Origin of the sequence: Nocardia sp. NPDC005366 (assembly GCF_040606855.1) — a bacterium.
In the GTDB taxonomy this organism is placed as follows: domain Bacteria; phylum Actinomycetota; class Actinomycetes; order Mycobacteriales; family Mycobacteriaceae; genus Nocardia.
In genome coordinates, this window is the sequence record NZ_JBEXFQ010000013.1 from 60941 (window position 1) to 80188 (window position 19248).

General features: G+C 65.5%; 18 protein-coding genes. 7 read left to right on the forward strand and 11 right to left on the reverse strand.

Annotation, left to right across the window (positions count from 1 at the left end; genetic code table 11):
- Positions 1-3: 3 nt before the first annotated feature.
- Positions 4-1221, reverse strand: a complete 1218-nt coding sequence (locus ABZS43_RS17015) for an acetyl-CoA C-acyltransferase (RefSeq protein ID WP_355036834.1) — start codon at positions 1219-1221, stop codon at positions 4-6.
- A gap of 461 nt (positions 1222-1682) precedes the next feature.
- Here ABZS43_RS17015 and ABZS43_RS17020 point away from each other — a divergent pair, with 461 nt between their 5' ends.
- The 3 genes from ABZS43_RS17020 to ABZS43_RS17030 are packed head-to-tail and all read left to right on the forward strand — an operon-like array spanning position 1683 to position 5249.
- Complete coding sequence (locus ABZS43_RS17020) at positions 1683-2516, forward strand: hypothetical protein (protein WP_355036835.1); 834 nt, start codon at positions 1683-1685, stop codon at positions 2514-2516.
- A gap of 43 nt (positions 2517-2559) precedes the next feature.
- Positions 2560-4500, forward strand: coding sequence for a fumarate reductase/succinate dehydrogenase flavoprotein subunit (locus ABZS43_RS17025; RefSeq protein WP_355036836.1), 1941 nt, complete (start codon positions 2560-2562; stop codon positions 4498-4500).
- A gap of 2 nt (positions 4501-4502) precedes the next feature.
- Positions 4503-5249, forward strand: a complete 747-nt coding sequence (locus ABZS43_RS17030; RefSeq protein ID WP_355036837.1) for a succinate dehydrogenase/fumarate reductase iron-sulfur subunit — start codon at positions 4503-4505, stop codon at positions 5247-5249.
- Between the two features lie 51 nt (positions 5250-5300).
- Here ABZS43_RS17030 and ABZS43_RS17035 read toward each other — a convergent pair whose 3' ends face one another.
- The 4 genes from ABZS43_RS17035 to ABZS43_RS17050 all read right to left on the reverse strand — a co-directional run bounded on the left by ABZS43_RS17035 (position 5301) and on the right by ABZS43_RS17050 (position 6939).
- Positions 5301-5438, reverse strand: a complete 138-nt coding sequence (locus ABZS43_RS17035; protein WP_232839452.1) for a hypothetical protein — start codon at positions 5436-5438, stop codon at positions 5301-5303.
- Positions 5439-5635: 197 nt separating this feature from the next.
- Positions 5636-5857, reverse strand: coding sequence for a DUF397 domain-containing protein (locus ABZS43_RS17040; protein ID WP_355036838.1), 222 nt, complete (start codon positions 5855-5857; stop codon positions 5636-5638).
- 33 nt (positions 5858-5890) lie between these two features.
- Positions 5891-6097 carry a DUF397 domain-containing protein gene (locus tag ABZS43_RS17045; RefSeq protein ID WP_355036839.1) on the reverse strand — a complete coding sequence of 69 codons (207 nt, stop codon included), beginning with the start codon at positions 6095-6097 and terminating at the stop codon, positions 5891-5893.
- Positions 6094-6939: a helix-turn-helix transcriptional regulator gene (locus ABZS43_RS17050; RefSeq protein WP_355036840.1), complete on the reverse strand. Its 846-nt coding sequence runs from the start codon at positions 6937-6939 to the stop codon at positions 6094-6096. Before ABZS43_RS17050 ends, ABZS43_RS17045 begins: the two co-directional genes overlap by 4 nt.
- 751 nt (positions 6940-7690) lie before the next feature.
- Between ABZS43_RS17050 and ABZS43_RS17055 the strand changes: the two genes are divergently transcribed.
- Positions 7691-7852 (forward strand): hypothetical protein, encoded by a 162-nt coding sequence (locus ABZS43_RS17055; RefSeq protein WP_355036841.1) that lies wholly within the window; start codon positions 7691-7693, stop codon positions 7850-7852.
- Positions 7852-8058 (forward strand): hypothetical protein, encoded by a 207-nt coding sequence (locus ABZS43_RS17060; RefSeq protein ID WP_355036842.1) that lies wholly within the window; start codon positions 7852-7854, stop codon positions 8056-8058. The genes ABZS43_RS17055 and ABZS43_RS17060 overlap by 1 nt, the downstream gene beginning before the upstream one ends.
- A gap of 57 nt (positions 8059-8115) precedes the next feature.
- Here the strand turns inward: ABZS43_RS17060 and ABZS43_RS17065 are convergent, their stop codons facing one another.
- Both ABZS43_RS17065 and ABZS43_RS17070 read right to left on the reverse strand, forming a co-directional pair.
- Entirely contained in the window at positions 8116-9063 is a 948-nt protein-coding gene (locus ABZS43_RS17065) for a DNA-3-methyladenine glycosylase 2 family protein (protein WP_355036843.1), read from the reverse strand.
- A 333-nt stretch (positions 9064-9396) separates the two neighbouring features.
- Positions 9397-12165 (reverse strand): FAD-binding and (Fe-S)-binding domain-containing protein, encoded by a 2769-nt coding sequence (locus ABZS43_RS17070; protein WP_355036844.1) that lies wholly within the window; start codon positions 12163-12165, stop codon positions 9397-9399.
- Positions 12166-12316: 151 nt separating this feature from the next.
- Here ABZS43_RS17070 and ABZS43_RS17075 point away from each other — a divergent pair, with 151 nt between their 5' ends.
- Together ABZS43_RS17075 and ABZS43_RS17080 are read left to right on the forward strand one after the other, a co-directional pair.
- Positions 12317-14197, forward strand: coding sequence for an ABC transporter ATP-binding protein (locus tag ABZS43_RS17075; RefSeq protein WP_355036845.1), 1881 nt, complete (start codon positions 12317-12319; stop codon positions 14195-14197).
- Between the two features lie 252 nt (positions 14198-14449).
- Positions 14450-15133 (forward strand): hypothetical protein, encoded by a 684-nt coding sequence (locus ABZS43_RS17080; protein ID WP_355036846.1) that lies wholly within the window; start codon positions 14450-14452, stop codon positions 15131-15133.
- A gap of 53 nt (positions 15134-15186) precedes the next feature.
- Here the strand turns inward: ABZS43_RS17080 and ABZS43_RS17085 are convergent, their stop codons facing one another.
- The 4 genes from ABZS43_RS17085 to ABZS43_RS17100 all read right to left on the reverse strand — a co-directional run bounded on the left by ABZS43_RS17085 (position 15187) and on the right by ABZS43_RS17100 (position 19159).
- On the reverse strand, positions 15187-16182 hold the full coding sequence (locus ABZS43_RS17085; protein ID WP_355036847.1) for an oxidoreductase: 996 nt from the start codon (positions 16180-16182) through the stop codon (positions 15187-15189).
- Between the two features lie 64 nt (positions 16183-16246).
- Positions 16247-17317: a DNA polymerase IV gene (locus ABZS43_RS17090; RefSeq protein ID WP_355036937.1), complete on the reverse strand. Its 1071-nt coding sequence runs from the start codon at positions 17315-17317 to the stop codon at positions 16247-16249.
- Between the two features lie 190 nt (positions 17318-17507).
- Positions 17508-17717: a ferredoxin gene (locus tag ABZS43_RS17095; RefSeq protein WP_355036848.1), complete on the reverse strand. Its 210-nt coding sequence runs from the start codon at positions 17715-17717 to the stop codon at positions 17508-17510.
- Entirely contained in the window at positions 17717-19159 is a 1443-nt protein-coding gene (locus tag ABZS43_RS17100) for a cytochrome P450 (protein WP_355036849.1), read from the reverse strand. Before ABZS43_RS17100 ends, ABZS43_RS17095 begins: the two co-directional genes overlap by 1 nt.
- Positions 19160-19248 lie beyond the last annotated feature (89 nt).

Genomic DNA, 19248 nt, shown 5'->3' on the forward strand with positions numbered 1-19248 from the left:
AACTCAGGCCCGGTGCCTACCGGGCCTGCGCGAGGGCCGGACCCCGTGGAACCGCGCACCACGGGGCGCCTCGACGTCCGGACTCGTATCCGCCGATTCGAACAGTGCCGCGATGCCGTGGTCATGGCCGAGCGCGATGGCCTCCAGGCCGTAACGGCCCTCGGTGCGCGATAATTCGTGCAGCATCGTGGTCATGATGCGTAGGCCCGTCGCGCCGACGGGGTGACCGAGCGCGATGGACGAACCGTTCACATTCAGGCGGTCGCGCGGATCGAGATCCCACTCCCTCGCCAATGCGAGCACCTCCACCGCGAAACCCTCGTTGACCTCGATCAGATCGATCTCGTCGAGGTCGAACCCGGTACGTCCGAGCAATTTGGCGACCGCGGGCGCCGCGCCGAGAGTCGCGGTGTCGGAATCACATCCGGCGGCGGCCCAGCCGACCAGGAATGCCATCGGCGTCAGCCCCAGCTCTTCGAGCCGGTCCTCGGCGACCACGAGGCAGCCGGAAGCCCCGTGGCGGTGTGAACTCATATTCCCCGCGGTGACGACTCCGTCGGAGAGCAGCGGACGCAATGTCGCGAGGGTATGGGTGGAGACGTCGTCGCGGACGCCCTCGTCACGCACTATTCGATGACCGGCGGTATCGAAGCCGGGTTCACTCCAGCCCGTGGGCTGGGCGGTCACGCCGACCGGGATCACTTCCGCCGAGAAGGTGCCCTGCCGCCACGCGCGGGCGGCCTTACGGTGGCTGGCCACCGCGAATTCGTCGGCCTCGGCCCGCCGGATGCCGTAGTAGCGCGCGACTTCCTCGGCATTGGCGAGTTCCACCGTCCGCACCGAATCGATGGCGAACGGATCGGCCGCGCATTCGATTCCGCCCGCGACCACGACATCGGCGGCCCCCGTCTGCACCATCATGGCCGCGGTGATCACCGCTTGGAGACCGCTACCACTGCGGCGATCGGTCAGGAATCCCGGAACCGCGAAAGGTAGCCCCGCACCGCGAGCCGCGAGCCTGCTCAAATCGGGAGCACCGAGCACCCCGCCGTCGACGCAGGCCATCGCCACATCTTCGATACGCCACGGATCGATTCCGGATCGTTCGATCACCGCGGAAAGCACAGTCGTGGCGAGCCAGTCGGGCGGCATCCCGGTCAACGCGCCACCTTCGACGCCGCTCGGCGTCCTGACCGGCGCGACAATCGCGGCTCTTCTCATCTTGCTGACTCCTTCCCCGGCCGAGGCAGGGTCCGAACTGCGGCGCTTTCCCGGGCTACCGGCAACGCGGGCGTCGGACGTGTCGAACCGTCGTCCACGCCGCAGCGTGACGGGCATCGGCGCACGTCAAAAGGTGAATCTCAAGAAAATGGGACCACAGGATTGTTGCCGTGGTGTGACGATTCGAGGCCGGAGAATTGGACCTCGAGTTTCGTTTTCAGCGACCTCGCTCCAAACATGTTCTGTTTTAGTCGAGTTCGAATTGTCGGGTTCGTCCACCGCACCGTCCGCGGACATCGAAGGCGATCCGAATGTGGCGCAAATCATAGCCCGCATGGCACGCCAGGATTCACGAGACCCCGCTCAATCGATAGCGACTGTGTCGTATGGTGCTGGGCATCACATTCGATTGCGGAGGTAATGATGACCACCCGCACAGCAGATCAGCGAGGCATCCACCTGTGAGTGCCGCACCGACCGCCACCACCCCGCAGCCGGGAACCGGCGTCTTCAGCAAGACACGGGCCCGCATCTCCGAACGCACGCTGCGCACCGACCGATGGTGGATTCCGCCGCTCACCACCGCGGTGGGCCTGGCCGCCTTCGTCATCTACGCGACGATCAGATCGTATGTGCGAACGGCGTATTGGGTTCCCGACTACCACTACCTCACGCCGTTCTACTCGCCGTGCCTGAGCACCTCGTGCGAACCGGGGTCATCGCATTTCGGCACCCCGTTCGGCGATCTTCCCGTCATCCTGCCGCTCGGCTTCGTCGTGCTGCCGTTCCTGCTCGGATTCCGGCTGACCTGCTACTACTACCGCAAGGCCTACTACCGCGCGGTCTGGTTCTCCCCGCCCGCGTGCGCCGTCGCCGAACCGCACGCCGCCTACACCGGCGAAACCAAATTGCCGCTGATCATCCAGAACGCGCACCGCTACTTCTTCTATGTCGCGGTACTGGTTTCGCTCATCAACACCTATGACGCCATCTCGGCGTTCCACGGCAAGACCGGCGGATTCGGATTCGGCTTGGGCAATATCATCCTGCTCGGCAACGTCATTCTGCTGTGGGCTTACACCGTGTCCTGCCATTCGTGCAGGCACATCATGGGCGGCAAACTCAAGCACTTCTCCGCGCATCCGGTGCGGTACTGGTTCTGGACCCAGGTCTCCAAGCTCAATACCCGCCATATGGCGCTGGCGTGGACCACGCTCGGCACCCTCGTGCTCACCGACTTCTACGTGATGTTGGTTGCCAGCGACACGATTTCGGACCTGCGGTTCATCAACTGACCGCCCCGCCCGTAACCAAGAAGTCAGAGGAGAATTCGCGGCAATGCCAGAAGTGGAACGGCACAACTACGACGTCGTCGTGATCGGTGCCGGAGGCGCCGGACTGCGCGCGGTGATCGAGGCAAGAGAACACGGCCTGTCGGTCGCGGTGGTGTGCAAGTCGTTGTTCGGCAAAGCGCACACCGTGATGGCCGAGGGCGGCTGCGCCGCGTCGATGGGTAACGCCAACGAGAAAGACAGTTGGCAAACCCATTTCAAGGACACGATGCGCGGTGGCAAATTCCTCAACAACTGGCGCATGGCCGAACTGCACGCCCAGGAGGCCCCCGACCGGGTATGGGAGCTGGAAACCTACGGCGCGCTCTTCGACCGGACCGCCGACGGCCGGATCAGTCAGCGCAATTTCGGCGGTCACACCTACCCGCGCCTCGCGCACGTCGGTGACCGCACCGGACTCGAGATCATCCGCACCATGCAGCAGAAGATCGTCTCGCTGCAACAGGAGGATTTCGCCGAGAGCGGCGATTACGAGTCGCGCATCAAGGTTTTCGCGGAATGCACCATCACCGAACTGCTCAAGGACGGCGACCGGATCTCCGGCGCGTTCGGCTACTGGCGCGAATCGGGCAAATTCGTCCTGTTCGAAACCCCAGCGGTGGTGCTGGCGACCGGCGGTATCGGCAAGTCGTACAAGGTGACCTCCAATTCCTGGGAGTACACCGGCGACGGTCACGCCCTCGCGCTGCGGGCAGGGGCGACACTGATCAATATGGAATTCCTGCAATTCCATCCGACCGGCATGGTCTGGCCGCCCAGTGTGAAGGGCATCCTGGTCACCGAAGGCGTGCGCGGTGACGGCGGGGTACTGAAGAACTCCGAGGACAAGCGGTTCATGTTCGAGTACATCCCCGCAGTGTTCAAGGGACAGTACGCGGAAACCGAGGCCGAGGCCGATCAATGGCTGAAGGATAACGATTCGGCCCGCCGCACCCCGGATCTGCTGCCACGTGACGAAGTCGCCCGCGCCATCAATTCCGAGGTGAAGGAAGGGCGTGGCACCGAACACGGCGGCGTCTACCTCGATATCGCCTCACGGCTGCCCGCCGACGAGATCCGCAGGCGACTGCCATCGATGTATCACCAGTTCAAAGAACTCGCCGATGTCGACATCACGAAGGAACCGATGGAGGTCGGCCCGACCTGCCACTACGTGATGGGCGGTATCGAGGTCGCGCCGGATACCGGAGCGGCCACCGTGCCGGGACTGTTCGCGGCGGGGGAATGTTCCGGCGGTATGCACGGCTCCAATCGCCTCGGCGGTAATTCGCTGTCGGATCTGCTGGTCTTCGGCAGGCGGGCCGGACTCGGCGCCGCGAACTATGTCGAAGGGCTGGCCGCGCGCCCGACGGTCTCCGACGCCGATATCACCAGGGCCGCCAAGGACGCGGTGGCTCCGTTCGATCCACCGGCCGAGGGCACGGGCGAGAATCCCTACACCCTGCACACCGACCTGCAGCAGGCGATGAACGACCTGGTCGGCATCATCCGCAAGGATCACGAATTGCACCAGGCCATCGAGCGGCTCGCCGAACTGCGTGCCCGATTCGCGGGTGTGGTGGTCGAGGGGCATCGACAGTTCAATCCCGGCTGGCATCTCGCCCTCGACCTGCGGAATATGCTGCTGGTCAGCGAATGCGTCGCCCAGGCGGCACTGCTGCGCACCGAGAGCAGGGGCGGGCATACCCGCGACGATTTCCCCGCGATGGATCCGGTCTGGCGCAACAAGTTGCTTGTCTGTTCGATCGACCCGGCCGAGGCCGATACGGCGGTGCCGTCGGTGCGGGTCACCCCGGAGGATCAACTTCCGATGCGCGAGGATCTGCTCGCGCTGTTCGATCTGTCCGAACTGGAGAAGTACTACAACCCCGCCGAACTCGCGACGCACCCGTCCGGTTCGGTCTCTGCCCCGGAAGGTAAGGCGTAACAATGGGTTACGACGCCAAATTCCGCGTGTGGCGCGGTGATCAAGACGCCGGTGACCTGGAGGACTACACGGTCCAGGTGAACGAGGGCGAAGTGGTCCTCGACATCATCCACCGGTTGCAGGCCACCCAGGCCCCCGACCTCGCGGTGCGGTGGAACTGCAAGGCAGGCAAATGCGGTTCCTGTTCGGCGGAGGTGAACGGGCGCCCGCGCCTGCTGTGCATGACGCGGATGTCGACCTTCCAGCCGGAAGAACTCATCACCGTGACGCCGATGCGCACCTTCCCCGTCATCAAGGATCTGGTGACCGACGTCTCGTTCAATTACCAGAAGGCCAGGGAGATTCCGTCTTTCACGCCGCCCGTCGATCTGAAACCGGGCGAATACCGGATGAAGCAGGTCGATGTGGAGCGCTCGCAGGAGTTCCGCAAATGTATCGAATGCTTCCTGTGCCAGAACACCTGTCACGTGGTGCGCGATCACGAGGAGAACAAGGAGGCCTTCGCAGGTCCGCGTTTCCTGATGCGGATCGCGGAGTTGGAGATGCACCCTCTCGATGTGGCCGACCGCCGCGATCTGGCCCAGGACGAGCAGGGGCTCGGTTTCTGCAATATCACCAAATGCTGCACCGAGGTATGCCCGGAAAACATCAAGATCACCGATAACGCGTTGATCCCGCTCAAGGAGCGGGTGGCCGACCGGAAATACGATCCCCTGGTCTGGCTGGGCAACAAACTGTTCCGCCGCTGAAACGTACGACAACCGGCCGGGTTCGACAGCCCGGCCGGTCGGCGCACCCAATCACAACATCGCCACGACACCGATGGCGACCACCCACACCAGCACCCCGACGAACAACGCCGGCAACAACGAGCTGGTGAGCACGTAGACGCCGATCGATGACACCGCGAACAACAGCGCGACGATCAGCCATTCCACCCAATCGCCAGGCCGAAGTTTCTTGTACCGGGGCGGGGCATTCTTTAACCCTCGGTCCACATGAATAGGGCTACCCGCCGCCGATCGAGGTAAACACTCGTTCGTTGTCGAATCTGCACTGTTCCGTGATCTCGGATTCGATCGACTTTCGAGCCCCGGGACGGCGGTGATCGCACGCCGGCCCGAGGGTCGTCGAATCAGGGGCGGTCGAATTCCCCGTCCTGCACACCGGCGGTGAAAGCGGCCCACTCCCCCGGGGTGAACACCAGGACGTGGCCGTCGGGATTCTTGCCGTCCCGCAGCGCCACATGTCCGTCGGCTAGCAACGCCACCTCCACGCTGTCGCGCCCGGAGCCGCTACCGGCCTTCAACCAGGTCGCACCATCGAGGTCGACGTTCGTGCCGCCGTTGATGCTCATCTGCCGATTCCTTCCCTACCGGTACGACCGGATTCACGAATGATCGAAAACGCCGCCGGTCACATCGGCGGTGAACGCGTCCCACTCCCGCGCGCCGAAGACGAGGGCCCCGCCACCCGGATTCTTGCTGTCGCGCACACCCACATGACCCGCGTCGAGGAAGGCCACCTCGACGCAATCCTTACCCGCTCCGCTGCGGGCGCTCTTGAACCATTGCGCGCCAACCAGATCAAAAATCATGCCACATACTCCTTCGCGACCTGCCGCAGCAGGTGTCTACTGGGTTGAATATCGAGCGCATGACGCTGAAGGCACTGGTGTGCCCGGTCGTACCGCCGCACATCCGTGCGTCTTTCGAGGTAGAGATCCCCGGTGAAACCCTCCGCGTACACCACCGGCGGCTCGACCGGCTGACCTTTACTGTCGGTTCCGAACTCCAGAACCGTGAACGGCCCGGTGGAAACTCCGAGAGGGACACCGGCCGCGAACGGCAGGATACGCAGCGAGACATTCTCCCGTGTGCTGAAATCGGCAAGGTGTCGTAGCTGCGCCGCCATCACTTTCGCGCCACCGACGACTCGTCGCAGCACCGACTCGTGCAGGATCACGTCGACGGTCGCCGGAGCGACCCTTCGGGTTATGAGCGCCTGGCGCTGCAATCGCAGCTGGACGCGGCGCTCGATCTCGGCATCCGTATCATCCGGATAGCCAAGATGATTGAGAGCCCGTGCATACTCGGCGGTCTGTAGTAATCCGAGCACCAATTCGGACTGATACGACCTCAACTGCTGGGCTGAGGCTTCCAGACCCACGTATACATCGAAGTTTTCGGGGATCAGGTCGCCGTAGGCATGCCACCAGCTTTTCACCGCGGCTTGCTGGGCCAGCCCCTTGAGACCGTCGGCAAGCTCCTCGGGCATCCCGTAGATGCGGCAGAGTTCTTGGATGTCGAGAGTCCGGATACGGTCTGCCTGACCTTTTTCCAACCGTTGCAGGGTGCTGGCGCCCCATTCCATCAGGCGCGATGCCTCGGCGATGGTGAGCCCGGCCTGGGTGCGCCAGTCGCGCAGATATCTGCCCAACTGGCGCCGTGGCAGGGTGGACGCGGCGTTGTCCGCGCCGGAATGCGAACGGTGCCCGCCTCGGGCGGCTCGTTCCGAATGCGCCGAGGTTTCGGCCGAACTCGCTGACACCGCACGCTCCGTTCTGTGCTCGAACTCGCGCGAAGCGACGGAACTACGGTCCACGAACTCGGTTTCGGCGTCACTTCGCTTGGGCATTAGATTCTTCGAAGGCGATCGGACTCTCGATAGCTACGGGTACTTCCTCGGCTACTTCGGCATCGGCTCGCTCGGCGTCAGCTATCGGCGTCAGCTACCTCGGGCCATGAGCCGCTTCATCCACTATGGAGAATCCTCCCCTCCCCGCTGGTTATCGTGCTGGGGATTCGCGCGAAAATTTCTGGATATCGACCGACGACCTGTCCGAGCGCGGCTACGGTGGTGTGCTGGAAGTGTGCCCGGAGCTGATCAGTCGGCCCCCTCCCCCCTGTGAAACCTCCGGGCACACACAGTATTCGATGGCGAAGGCCACGCGGGAATCCACCCGGTAACGCGGGGCCGACACCTCCGGGCGCGTCACGAGCGCCGCGGGACTCACACGCAGGAACGAGGAGTCATGGCTGTACATGTCATAGCGTCGTCGTTGATGACCAGCGATTCGACCCCGCACCGAGCCCGCAGTGTCGGGCATGAGCGTTGGGTCGTCTCCTACCTACCCGGGCGCACACTCACGTGCGCGCAGGCAGTGTCAGCCCTGAAGGTTGCTGAAGTTGTGCCGGGACTACTGGACTCGGTCGGAAATTTCGCCGACGACCTCGGCCTCACCGCGCTGGAGGCCGTTGGCATGGCCATCCGTCAAGTCCCCTGGGACGAACAACCGGGTAGGCACCCGCGACCCTTGCACTCCACCTACGTCCACGCGGAGGTGGCCTGATGCAACTGCCGAATCTGAATATGCACGTCACGTCCTTTCTCACCTGCGGAAGGGATCCCGGCGTGATGACCGACGAACAAGCCCACGCGGCAATGCAATTGCACCTGGACTGCACCGTCGACTGCTGCATGGTCCGCCGCCGCGCCCGCACCACTCTCGTCGAGTCCGGCAAATGCGTCCTCGACGAAAGAGCGCTTCCGCTCTGACCCGACCGCTCTGACCCGACCGCGCGGGGCCGCACCGACGCGGCCCCTACGCGCAGGTCAATGCCAGGTGTGATCGGTGAGGGGGGTGCGGGGGGCGAATTTCGGTTTATGGGCGTAGCCGCTGACTTCCAGGAGACGGATGGCGCGGTAGCGATGGGGGCGTAGAGGTTCGAGAAAGTCGACCATAGCGACATCATCGATGGGACGCCCGATCAGGGTCCAGCCGACAATGGCGGCCAGGTGATAGTCACCGACCGAGAGCGCGTCCGCGTCGCCGTAGGCGCGCTGGGCTATTTCGGCTGCCGTCCAGACTCCGATGCCGGGCACTGTCCGCAGCCGACGCGCGGCCTCGGCTGGTTCCTCGGTCGCTGTGCGCTCGAGTGCGTCAGCGACACGGGCGGCACGGATGATGGTCCGCGCGCGTTCGGGGCCGACATTGGCTCGATGGAAGGTCCACGACGGAATCCGACGCCAGGTATCCGAATCGGGCGGGAGCAGCAAACCCGCGGGGGCAGGTCCGGGGGCGGGTACGCCGAATCCGCGCACCAGGGTCCGCCACGAGGCGCGGGCCGAGATCGTATGCACCTTCTGTTCGAGCACCGCGGGCACCAGGGCTTCGAAGACCAGGCCGGTGCGCAGCATGCGCAAGCCGGGGAAACGGCGGTGCGCGTCGGCGAGTTTCGGATGTTCGGGGGTGAAGCCGGAGAGATCTTCGTCCAGGCAGAGCATGCGCTCGAGCCCATCGAGGAATTCGGCCGCGCCGTCGCCCCACGCCCGCGCGTCCACCGCGCACGGACCGGCCTGCGACAACCGGTAGGTGACGGGGCCCGTCGGCATACGCGACGCGTGCCAGTGCGCACCGTCCTCGGTCACCCGGTGACAGGGGTCGCCGGTCCCCCGGCGCAGCGGGGCGAGAGTGGAGGCGAGATCGATCGGCAGATCCGCGGTCACCGTCCGGGCCTGCCCGGTGCGGCCCGCGTCCGGGATGGCCGTCGATTCGCGCACCGGACCATTCTGCTCGCCCCCATCCCGGCGGCCGCGCGGACCTGGCCTACCCGGCACCCATCGGTAACGCGACAACTAAATGTTGCGATATCGTCTTCGACGACTCAATAGAATCAGCGAATATTTGGCAATCGTCATGATGGAGGGCTCGATGATTACGAATCTGCTCAATGTTCTGCTCAACGCATGGGGCGGTGTCTTCGCCGGAAGCTCGGGCTACCAGATTCCGCCCGGCATGCTCCCCTTCGGCGCCTGAGCCGAAATACACACTCGCTTCGAATATCGCGCCGAGCGCCGCCGAGCGCGCCACAGGATGCCACGCCCCCTGAAACCTCATTCATCCATGAGGAATTGGACCAGGTGGCGACCTTCTCGTGCCGCGAGTTGCCTCGCCTGGGTGCGGCAGGAGAATCCGTCCGCGATGAGAACCGTTTCCGGAGAAGTGTTTCGCACCGCGGGTAGTAGACCATTCTCAGCGACCGAGACCGATAGTTCGTAATGGCCCTGCTGCATTCCGAAATTTCCGGCAAGACCACAACATCCAGTAACCTCTATCACTTCTACCTGCATTGCAGTTAATATCTGGCGATCGGCTTCGACGCCGAGAACGGCGTATTGGTGGCAGTGCGGCTGAACCACTACCGAGGTGCCGGGGCGCACCGGAGGCCGCCAGTCGGGATGTTCGGAGAGAAATTCGGCGAGGGTGCGCACCGCGGCGGCGGTCGGCGCCGAGCGCGGATCCTCGGGCAGCAATTCCGGCAGATCCGCGCGCAACACCGCCGTGCACGAGGGTTCGAGACCGATCACCAGCCCGCCCCCGCGGACGTGCTCGTCCACAGCGTCGAGAGCGCCGCGCAATCGCGCTCGCGCGCCGTCCAATTGACCGGTGCTGACCCAGGTCAAACCGCAGCACACCCGCTTGCTCGGCACCCTGACCCGGTATCCGAGCGATTCCAGCAGATCCACCGCGGCCAGCGCGATATCCGGGTCGAAGGCATCGGTGAAGGTGTCGATCCACAGCATGACCTCCGGCATGCCCGCGTCGGTGACCGGCCGCGACGCACGGGTGCGCCATATTCGACGAAAACCGCGTTCGGCCAGCACCGGTACCGCGCGGCGCGGATCCACCCCGGCCGCGCGCAACGCGAACCGGCGCAACCGCTCGGATCGTGCCAGCGCATTCGTCATCCGAGGCATGCGGGTCGCGACGGTCAGCCAGCGGGGCAACCACCCGAGCGTGTAATGGTCGATCGGCCGCAACCGCCGCCGGTATCGGCGGTAAAGCACTTCCGATTTGTAGGTCGCCACATCGACACCCGCGGGGCAGTCCGAGCGACACGCCTTGCAGGACAGGCACAGATCCAACGATTCCTCGACGGCGTCCGACGACCAGTCCAGCGCGCCGCGAGCCACTTCCTGTAATACGCGCGCCCTGCCCCTCGTGCTGTCCTTCTCATCGGCCGTCGCCTGATACGAGGGACACATGAAACCACCGTCGGCGCGGCATTTTCCGACGCCGACGCAGCGATGGACGGCCGTGCCGAAATCGCCGTCGTCCTGCGGGAAGGCGAAGCCCGCGAGTGGAATTCGCGTGAGTCCCGCCGCCCGTAGATCCGCGTCGACCGGGCGCGGGTCGACGAGAACACCCGGATTCAAGATATTCTCTGGATCGAAAAGCGTCTTGTAGCCCGCGAATACATCCAGGACCTCGCGGGAGTACATGACCTTCAGCAGTTCCGAGCGCGCCCGTCCGTCGCCGTGTTCTCCCGACAGCGATCCGCCGTAGCGCACCACCAGTTCGGCGGCGTCGAAGAGGAAGGCCCGAAACCGTCTCGGCGCGTCGATGATCGGCAGGTCGAGTCGAACATGGATGCAGCCGTCGCCGATATGGCCGTAGAGCAGTCCGTCGACCCCGTGCTCGGCGGTGAGATCGGCGAAATCCCGCAGGTAATCGCCGAGATGTTCGGGCGGGACCGCCGCGTCCTCCCATCCCGGCCACGCCGGATGGCCGTCGGGAGTGCGACCGGCCAGACCGGCGCCATCGGCACGGATACGCCAGAGTGCCGAGGCGGCGACGGGATCGGTGACGATCCTGGTATCCAACGCACCGGCGACACGGCAGAGTTCGCGTGCCGCCCACACCGCCTCGTCCTCGGTCGTGCCCGCGGTCTCGACGAAAAGCCAACCGCCGCCGCGCGGCAGTTCCGGCACACTGCCGTTGCGGGCTCGCACGACATCGACCAAACGCGCGTCGATACCCTCGACCGCGATCGGGCCGCACGCCATCACGGCCGCGATATCGTCGGCGGCACTGGCGATTCCCGGATATCCGAGCACCGTCAGCACCGTGGCATTCGGCACTCGGGCCAGTTCCACGGTCGCCTCGAGCAGCAGTCCGCAGGTGCCCTCGGTACCGACGAACGATCTCGCGACGGACGAACCGCGTTCCGGCAGCAGGTGTTCCAATCCGTAGCCGGATGCCTGCCGGTCGAAGCGACCCAGATCGGTACGTAGCACCGCGAGATTGGCGCGGGTGAATTCGGCCAGGCCGGGCACCCCCGTTGGATCGCTCGCGAGGGTTCTGGCCGCGCCGGTTCCGTCCACGACCCGTAGCGCGGTCACATTGTCGGAGGTGCGGCCCCATGCGACGGCATGCGGCCCGCACGCGTTGTTGCCGATCATGCCGCCGAGTGTGCAGCGGTCCTGGGTGGACGGATCGGGGCCGAAACGCACACCGTGCGGGCGGGCGAGACGTTGCAGATCCGACAGCACCACCCCCGGCTGGACCCGCGCCAGCCGCCGCTCGGGATCGATCTCGAGAATTCGACGCATATATCTGCTGAAATCCAGCACGATGCCGGGACCGATCGCGTTACCAGCCACCGAGGTTCCGCCGCCGCGCGCGGTGACGGTGAGCCCGTTCTCGCGGGCGAATTCGAGGGTCGCCGCGACATCGGCATCCGCGCGCGGGAATACAACGGCCTCCGGCAGCACCCGATAGTTCGAGGCGTCGGTCGAGTACTCGGCGCGACGGCGTGCGGACAGCCCCACCTCGCCGTCGATCCGGCCGCGCAATGCCGACACCATCCCGTCCTCGATCATCCTGCCAGCCTAAACGCGCTGTTCAGGCCGCGTGGATTCCGCCGTAGGCGAAATCGGTTCCGGCGCGGAATCGACTTGCCCTGAACCTATGTTGAGGTCTTAATGTCGGAGGCCGGGAGTTGGATGGGGCGGGAAGCGAGAGGACAAGCACGTGAGTATCGAGTCAGTGGCCTGGAGCCAGATGTACCGGCAGGCGAACGCGCCGCAGGACGAACGGCCGTTCCGTCGCGCCACGGCCGAGCGCATCCTGCGTTTCGCCGAACCACACCGCCGCAGGATCGGGGTGTTCCTGCTGCTCAGCGTGTTCTCGGCACTGCTCGCGGTCGCGACTCCGCTGCTGGCGGGTCGAGTCGTGAACGATATCGTCGGCGGGGCCGCGCCACGCGTGGTCGTGATACTGGCCGCCGTCATCGGCGCGCTGGCCGTACTCGACGCTGGCCTCGGCCTGGCGATCCGGTGGCTGTCCTCGCGGATCGGCGAGGGACTCATCCTCGATCTGCGGACCGCGGTATTCGATCACGTGCAGAAGATGCCCGTCGCCTTCTTCACGCGGACTCGCACCGGCGCGCTGGTGAGCAGGTTGAACAATGATGTGATCGGCGCGCAGCGGGCCTTCAGCGACACCCTGTCGGGAGTGGTCGCGAACGTGGTCATGCTGGTGCTCACCCTCGCCGTGATGATCGGCATCTCCTGGCAGATCACCCTGTTGGCGCTGTTGCTGCTGCCGGTATTCGTACTTCCCGCGCGACGGATGGGTCATCGGCTCGCCTCGATCCAGCGCGAGGCCGCCGGATTGAACGCGGCCATGAGCACGCAGATGACCGAACGTTTCTCCGCGCCCGGCGCCACGCTGGTCAAACTGTTCGGCAGGCCCGCGCAGGAATCGGACGAATTCGCCGTGCGGGCACGACGGGTGCGCGATATCGGGGTGCGCACCGCGATGTTGCAGACCGTTTTCGTCACCTCGCTCACCGTGGTTTCCGCGCTCGCTGTGGCGCTGGTATACGGACTCGGCGGCTGGTACGCGCTGCGCGGACAACTGGACGCGGGTGCGGTCGTCGCGCTGTCTCTGCTGTTGACCAGGCTGTACACCCCGTTGACCGCACTGGCTAGTGCGCGGATGGAGATCATGTCGGCACTGGTGAGTTTCGAGCGCGTCTTCGAGGTACTCGACCTGAAGCCGCTGATCGAAGACGCGCCCGATGCCGTCGCCGTGCCGGAAGGCCCGGTCTCGGTGGAATTGGACGAGGTGAGTTTCGGCTACCCCTCCGCCGACAAGGTGTCGCTGGCCTCGCTCGAAGATGTCGCCACCCTGGATGTGCGCGGCGGCGTCGAGGTTCTGCATCGGGTCTCCCTGCGCGCCGAGCCCGGCCAGCTCATCGCGCTGGTCGGGTCCTCCGGGGCGGGTAAATCGACGGTGGCGCAATTGGTTTCCCGCCTGTACGACGTGGATTCCGGCGCGGTCCGGCTCAACGGCACCGATATTCGGCGGCTGGACACCGCGTCGTTGCGTGCCACCGTCGGCCTGGTCACCCAGGACGGTCACCTGTTCCACGACACCATCCGCGCCAACCTGCTGCTGGCGCGTCCGGAAGCGAGCGAGGCCGAACTGTGGGATGCGTTGGAGCGGGCGCGGTTACGCGATCTGGTGGCCTCGCTGCAGGACGGACTGGATACCGTCGTCGGTGAACGCGGTTACCGCCTGTCCGGCGGCGAGCGCCAGCGGCTCACCATCGCCAGGCTCCTGCTCAAACAGCCGCGAGTCGTCATCCTGGACGAGGCCACCGCGTCCCTGGATTCCACCTCGGAAGCCGCGGTGCAGGAAGCCCTGTCGGAAGCATTGGCGGGTCGGACCGCGCTGGTGATCGCGCACCGCCTCTCCACCATCCGCGCGGCCGACCAGATCCTCGTCATGGAGGAAGGCCGGGTGGTGGAACGCGGCACCCACACCGATCTGCTCGCCGCCGAGGGTCGCTACGCCGAGCTCTACCGCACCCAATTCGCCGACGACGCGGTGACCGCCGCCGCATGATCGGGGTCGGGCGCCCAGCGGGGGCGCCCGACCTCGACGGTTCGGCCGCTGCGCGCCAGACGGTATCGCGGCGATCCCGCGCCCCTGCACGACACCCGGAACCCCGGCCCGGTAGCCCGCGTCACCGACCGGCGATGACGTGTTCGGCGTCGGATACCTCCGTCGAGCCTGTGCTCGTACTCATTCTGGAGCTAGATTGTCTGGCAACACGACGAATACGAACAACGCGAAACAAATAGGGGGAGAAGGACATTGTCGGCAGACCCCACGCCGCCGCAGGGCGACGACAACAACAGCGGCCTCATCTACGGGCACACTCGGGCAGAATTCTGGGGGATGGTGGGGGCTGTCGGCACGCTCGTCGGCATCGTGATCGCCATCGTGTTCGGTGTCGCGCAGTGCTCGTCGGGCTCGACCACACCGGCGAAGTCCGAACAACCCTCCCGCGCATTGGAATCGAACCGGGAGACGAGTCCTCCGGCGACACCGAGTACGACCGGCTCCGCATCTGCCTCGAGCACGTCCGCCGCGGCCGACGCGGATCAGATCAAATGGACCGGGGTGATGAATATGACCTACCTGAACCTCGACTCCGACCCGCCCCGGATCCTGTCGAGCAACACCGGTGCCAGCACCTGGATCAGCTATGACCACCAGTCCTCGGACGACTTCCCCGCAGCCACCCTCTACGGACTCGGCGGCGGGTTCTTCACCACCAAGCCCACCCTCGCACAGTGGACCGGATCGAGCGCCCCCACCGCCCGCCAATGCGCCGAAGCCGTCTCCACTCAGGGTTCGGAGACGCTGCCGTTCGCCCCCGGCAATGGCTACTGCGTGACGACGGCACAGCGGCGCAGCGCGTTCATCACCGATCTGTCGCGCAACGACACAACCGGCACATATACCGCGCGGGTCATCGTCTGGGGTAGCAAGTGAGAACGCGATGAACGGCCCCGACCACTGTCAGCGGGGCCGTCGGCTCCACCGGCTCAGAACTCGCCCGCCACGCCGAAAATCGTTCGGCCGGAATGCGTCCCGTTCTTGATGGCGTGCAGTACCTTCTCCGCCTCGGTGATCGGCGCGACGTTCTCGATCTCCGAGAGGTGCCGGGGGCGCAACTCCTCGGCGAGACGTCCCCACAGTTCGCGGCGCTGCTCGATGGGCAGTGCGACGGAATCGATGCCGATAAGGGCGACACCTCGCAGAATGAACGGCATCACGGTGGTAGGCAGCACGTGGCCGCCGGTCAGGCCGCTGGCGGCGACTGTTCCCCCGTAGCCGATCGAACTGAGGATGTAGGCCAGCGATGCGCCGCCCACACTGTCCACCGCGCCCGCCCACCGCGCCTTCGACAGTGGACGCGGTTTCGCGTCGGGATCTTCCGGCAAGCGGCCGATGACCTCGTTCGCGCCGATATCGGCCAGTTTGTCGGCGGCGTCGGTCTTGCCGGTCGAGGCGATCACCTCGAATCCGAGCCCGGAGAGAATATCGATGGCGACGCTGCCGACGCCTCCCGACGCGCCGGTGACCAGGATCGCGCCGGTTTCGGGAGTCAGCCGACGGTCGAGCAGGGTCTGTACGCTCAATGCCGCGGTGAAACCGGCGGTGCCGATCGCGGCCGCGTCCTTGGTGCTCAGCCCGTCGAGTTTCACCACCCATTCGGCGGGCACCCGCGCGTACTCGGCGAATCCGCCGTTGCGCGCGACGCCGATGTCGTAGCCGTGCGCGACGACGAGATCACCGGGGACGAAAGCATCGTCGTCGGAGCTGACGACCTCACCGGTGATATCGATGCCTGGCACGATCGGATAGTTGCGCACCACGCCACCGCCGGGGGTGATGGCCAGTGCGTCCTTGTAGTTAGCGCTCGAGTAGTGCACCTTGATCGTCACATCGCCTGGACCGAGGAAATCCTCGGACACCCGCTGCTTGGTCAAGACGATCCCGCTGTCCGATTCATTCGCAACCATCGCCCAGAACTCCATGGGTCGAGCATACGAGCGTTCGCCGTCATCGCTGGGATTCGGACCGAGGACCGGGCCGCACCGACTACTCGGGCGCCAGCTCCAGTCGGACGCCGAGCAGTCGCACCGGACGGTCCAACTCGAATCGGTCGACGATGCGCAGCGCCGTTTCGACGATCCGCGCGATATCAATAGTCGGCGCGGGCAGTTTCTCCTGTTTGCTGCGGGTGAAGAAGGTATTGCTGCGCACGGTGACCGATACCCGGGTGCTGACGCGGCCCGCCTCGGCCATCTCCTCGGCCACCTCCCGTGCCAGCCGCGCCACCTGGGCGTCGATATCGGCGCGTTCGGTCAGATCGTGGGGGAAGGTCTCGGATTTGCTGCGCCCCAACGGAATTCTCGGCTCGGTGGTCACGTCGGTATCGCCCTTGCCGTGGCCGAGCACCCACAGATAGGGGCCGGTATTCGGGCCGAATTCGGCTGCAAGGCGGTGTCGGTCGGCGGCCATCAGATCGGCGACGGTTTCGATGCCGAGCGCGGCGAGCCTGGCCGCGATGCGACCGCCGACACCCCACAGCGCGGTTGTCGGCCGGTGCGCCATCACGTCGGTCCAGTTCGACGCGGTCAGCCGAAACATTCCGACGTTCGCGGCGGCGGCGTTCGCGGGTTCGGCCGAGGCTTTCCCCGATGCTTTGGCGAAGCCGGTGGCCAGTTTCGCGGTGAGTTTGTTATCCCCCAACCCGATCGCGCAGGTCAGATCCAATGCGGCGACGGCACTGCGGATCTCGGCCGCGAGGCGTTCTGGATCATCGGTGTCGGCGGCGAGGAACGCCTCGTCCCAACCCCACACCTCGACTCGGCAGGGGAAAGTACGCAGCACCGCCATGACCTCGTCGGACGCCTCCTCGTAGGTCGCCATATCGAGCGGAAGGAAAATACCGTCCGGGCATTTGCGCTGCGCCGAGCGCAAGGCCATTCCGGCCCTGACGCCGAAGGCCCGCGCCGGATAGGACGCGCAGGTCACCACCTTGCGCGGCTCGGTCGGGTCGCCGTTGCCGCCGACGATCACCGCAAGCCCGCGCAGTTCCGGATGACGCCGGAATTCCACCGCCGCCTGGAACTGATCGAGATCGACGTGCAGCAGCCACCGGCGCACCCCGGCCGAACGGGGACCTTCGGCGGCGTCCGCCCCCGAGCCGATCACGTGCCGGGGCGGGTTATCCATCTGTATGCGACATCGGTTGACACCTCCGTGAGCCACGGGGTTGTGCTGTGCATACCGTCGCCACCATCGTACGGACGGAGGGTGACAGCAATGCCGTACCGTCGCGCGATCGGCTCGTCCTTCACGAGGCGGGCGGCAGCGGCGGCTCGACGCGGAGGGCCGCGACCGGACAGGTGTCGACGGCGAGCCCGACGTTGTCGAGTTGGTCGTCGCTCACCACGCCGGGCACGGTCGCCTTGTCCTCGTCGTCGATCTCGAAGATATCGGGCACCAACGCGACACAGAGCGCATGGCCCTCGCATCGATTCCGATCGACGATGATCCTGGACATCATGCGGCCGATGACGGGGCCGATATCCGGACGGAGCGCGGCCGGAGGTTGATCGGCAGTCCGTCGTCGGGTGTGGGCCCGGTGCCCCAGGTCAGCGGTACCTGATAATCGGAGCGGACACTCCATTCGTAGCGCAGCAATAGCCGGTGCATGATCGACTTCACGGTCATTCCGCCGAAGTGCAGACCGATGCATTTGTGCGCCCCGCCGCCGAAGGGTGACCAGGCATAGCGGTGCACTTTGTCCTCGCGCCGTTCCGGGGCGAAACGTTCCGGGTCGAATTCGTCCGGCCGCGGCCACCAGCGCTCCAGCCGCATCGACGGGTACGCGCCGATCAGGATGTCGGTGCCTGCCGGGATGTAGTGACCGAGGATTTCGGTGTCCTCGAGCGCTTGGCGCATCAACATTCCCGCGGGGGCGTACATGCGCAGTGTTTCCTTGAACGCGAGATCCAGCGACGGCAGCCGATCGAGATCGTCGTATTCGAGCGAGTCTTTGCCCAGGGCAAGCGATTCCGCGCGAAGCCGCTCCTGCCAGTGCGGATTCTTGCCGAGCAGATAGGTGAGCATGGATATCGTGACGGCGGTGGTGTCGTGCGCTGCCATCAGGGCGAAGATCATATGGTTGACGATGTCGGCGTCGGTGAAGGTTTCACCGTCCTCACTCGTCGCGTGGCACAGCACGCTGAACAGATCGGTCCCCGCCCCGGCCCGTTTGGCGGGCAGCTGCGCACGGAAATATTCCTCCAGCACCCGGCGTCCGCGTAACCCGCGCGACCAGGTGCCGCCAGGGACGTCCGCGCGTACCAGGGCCTGTCCGCCGACCACCGCGGCCTCGAACGCGCGCTCCAACTGTTCGGCCTCCGCACCCAGTTCCGCGCCGACGAATACCTCGGTTGCCAGATTCAGCAACATCTGCTTGACGTGGTCGTACAACCGGAATTCGGTGCCGGGCTGCCACGAGGCGAGGTCCCGCTCGATACCCGGCTGCATCAGCTCGAGGTAATTGATCAATCGCGGCCGGGTGAATGCCTGCTGCATGATGCGCCGGTGATGCAGGTGCTCTTCGAAGTCGAGCAGCATGATGCCGCGGCGAAAGAACGGCCCGATCCAGAACTCCCAGCCCTTCTCGCTCGAGAAGGCTTTGTCCTTGTTGGCCCACACGGTCTCCAGTGCGGCCGGACCCAAGACGTAGACCGCCCGGCGACCGAATACCTCCGTCCACGAGACTTCGCCGTACTTGTCGAAGGTTTTCCGTGACCATCCGATCACGCCGGTGTAGACCCGCAACGACTGTCCGATCAGCGGCAACCCGGAGTGGCCGAGCACAGGAAGTAGATCGCTGCCCGCGGGCGGCTCGGCGAGCGCGTGCGTTCTGGACGGATACAGATCCGCCAAGTCGGCGGCGCGTTGTTGAATCCTGCGGACAATGCTCCGGTACACGTGGTGTCCTTTCGCGGCGCTGCGAACGTTCGAGGCAGGCCCGTCGGCGGCCACCTCATTTTGGTGACGCTCCGTCACCAATTAATGCT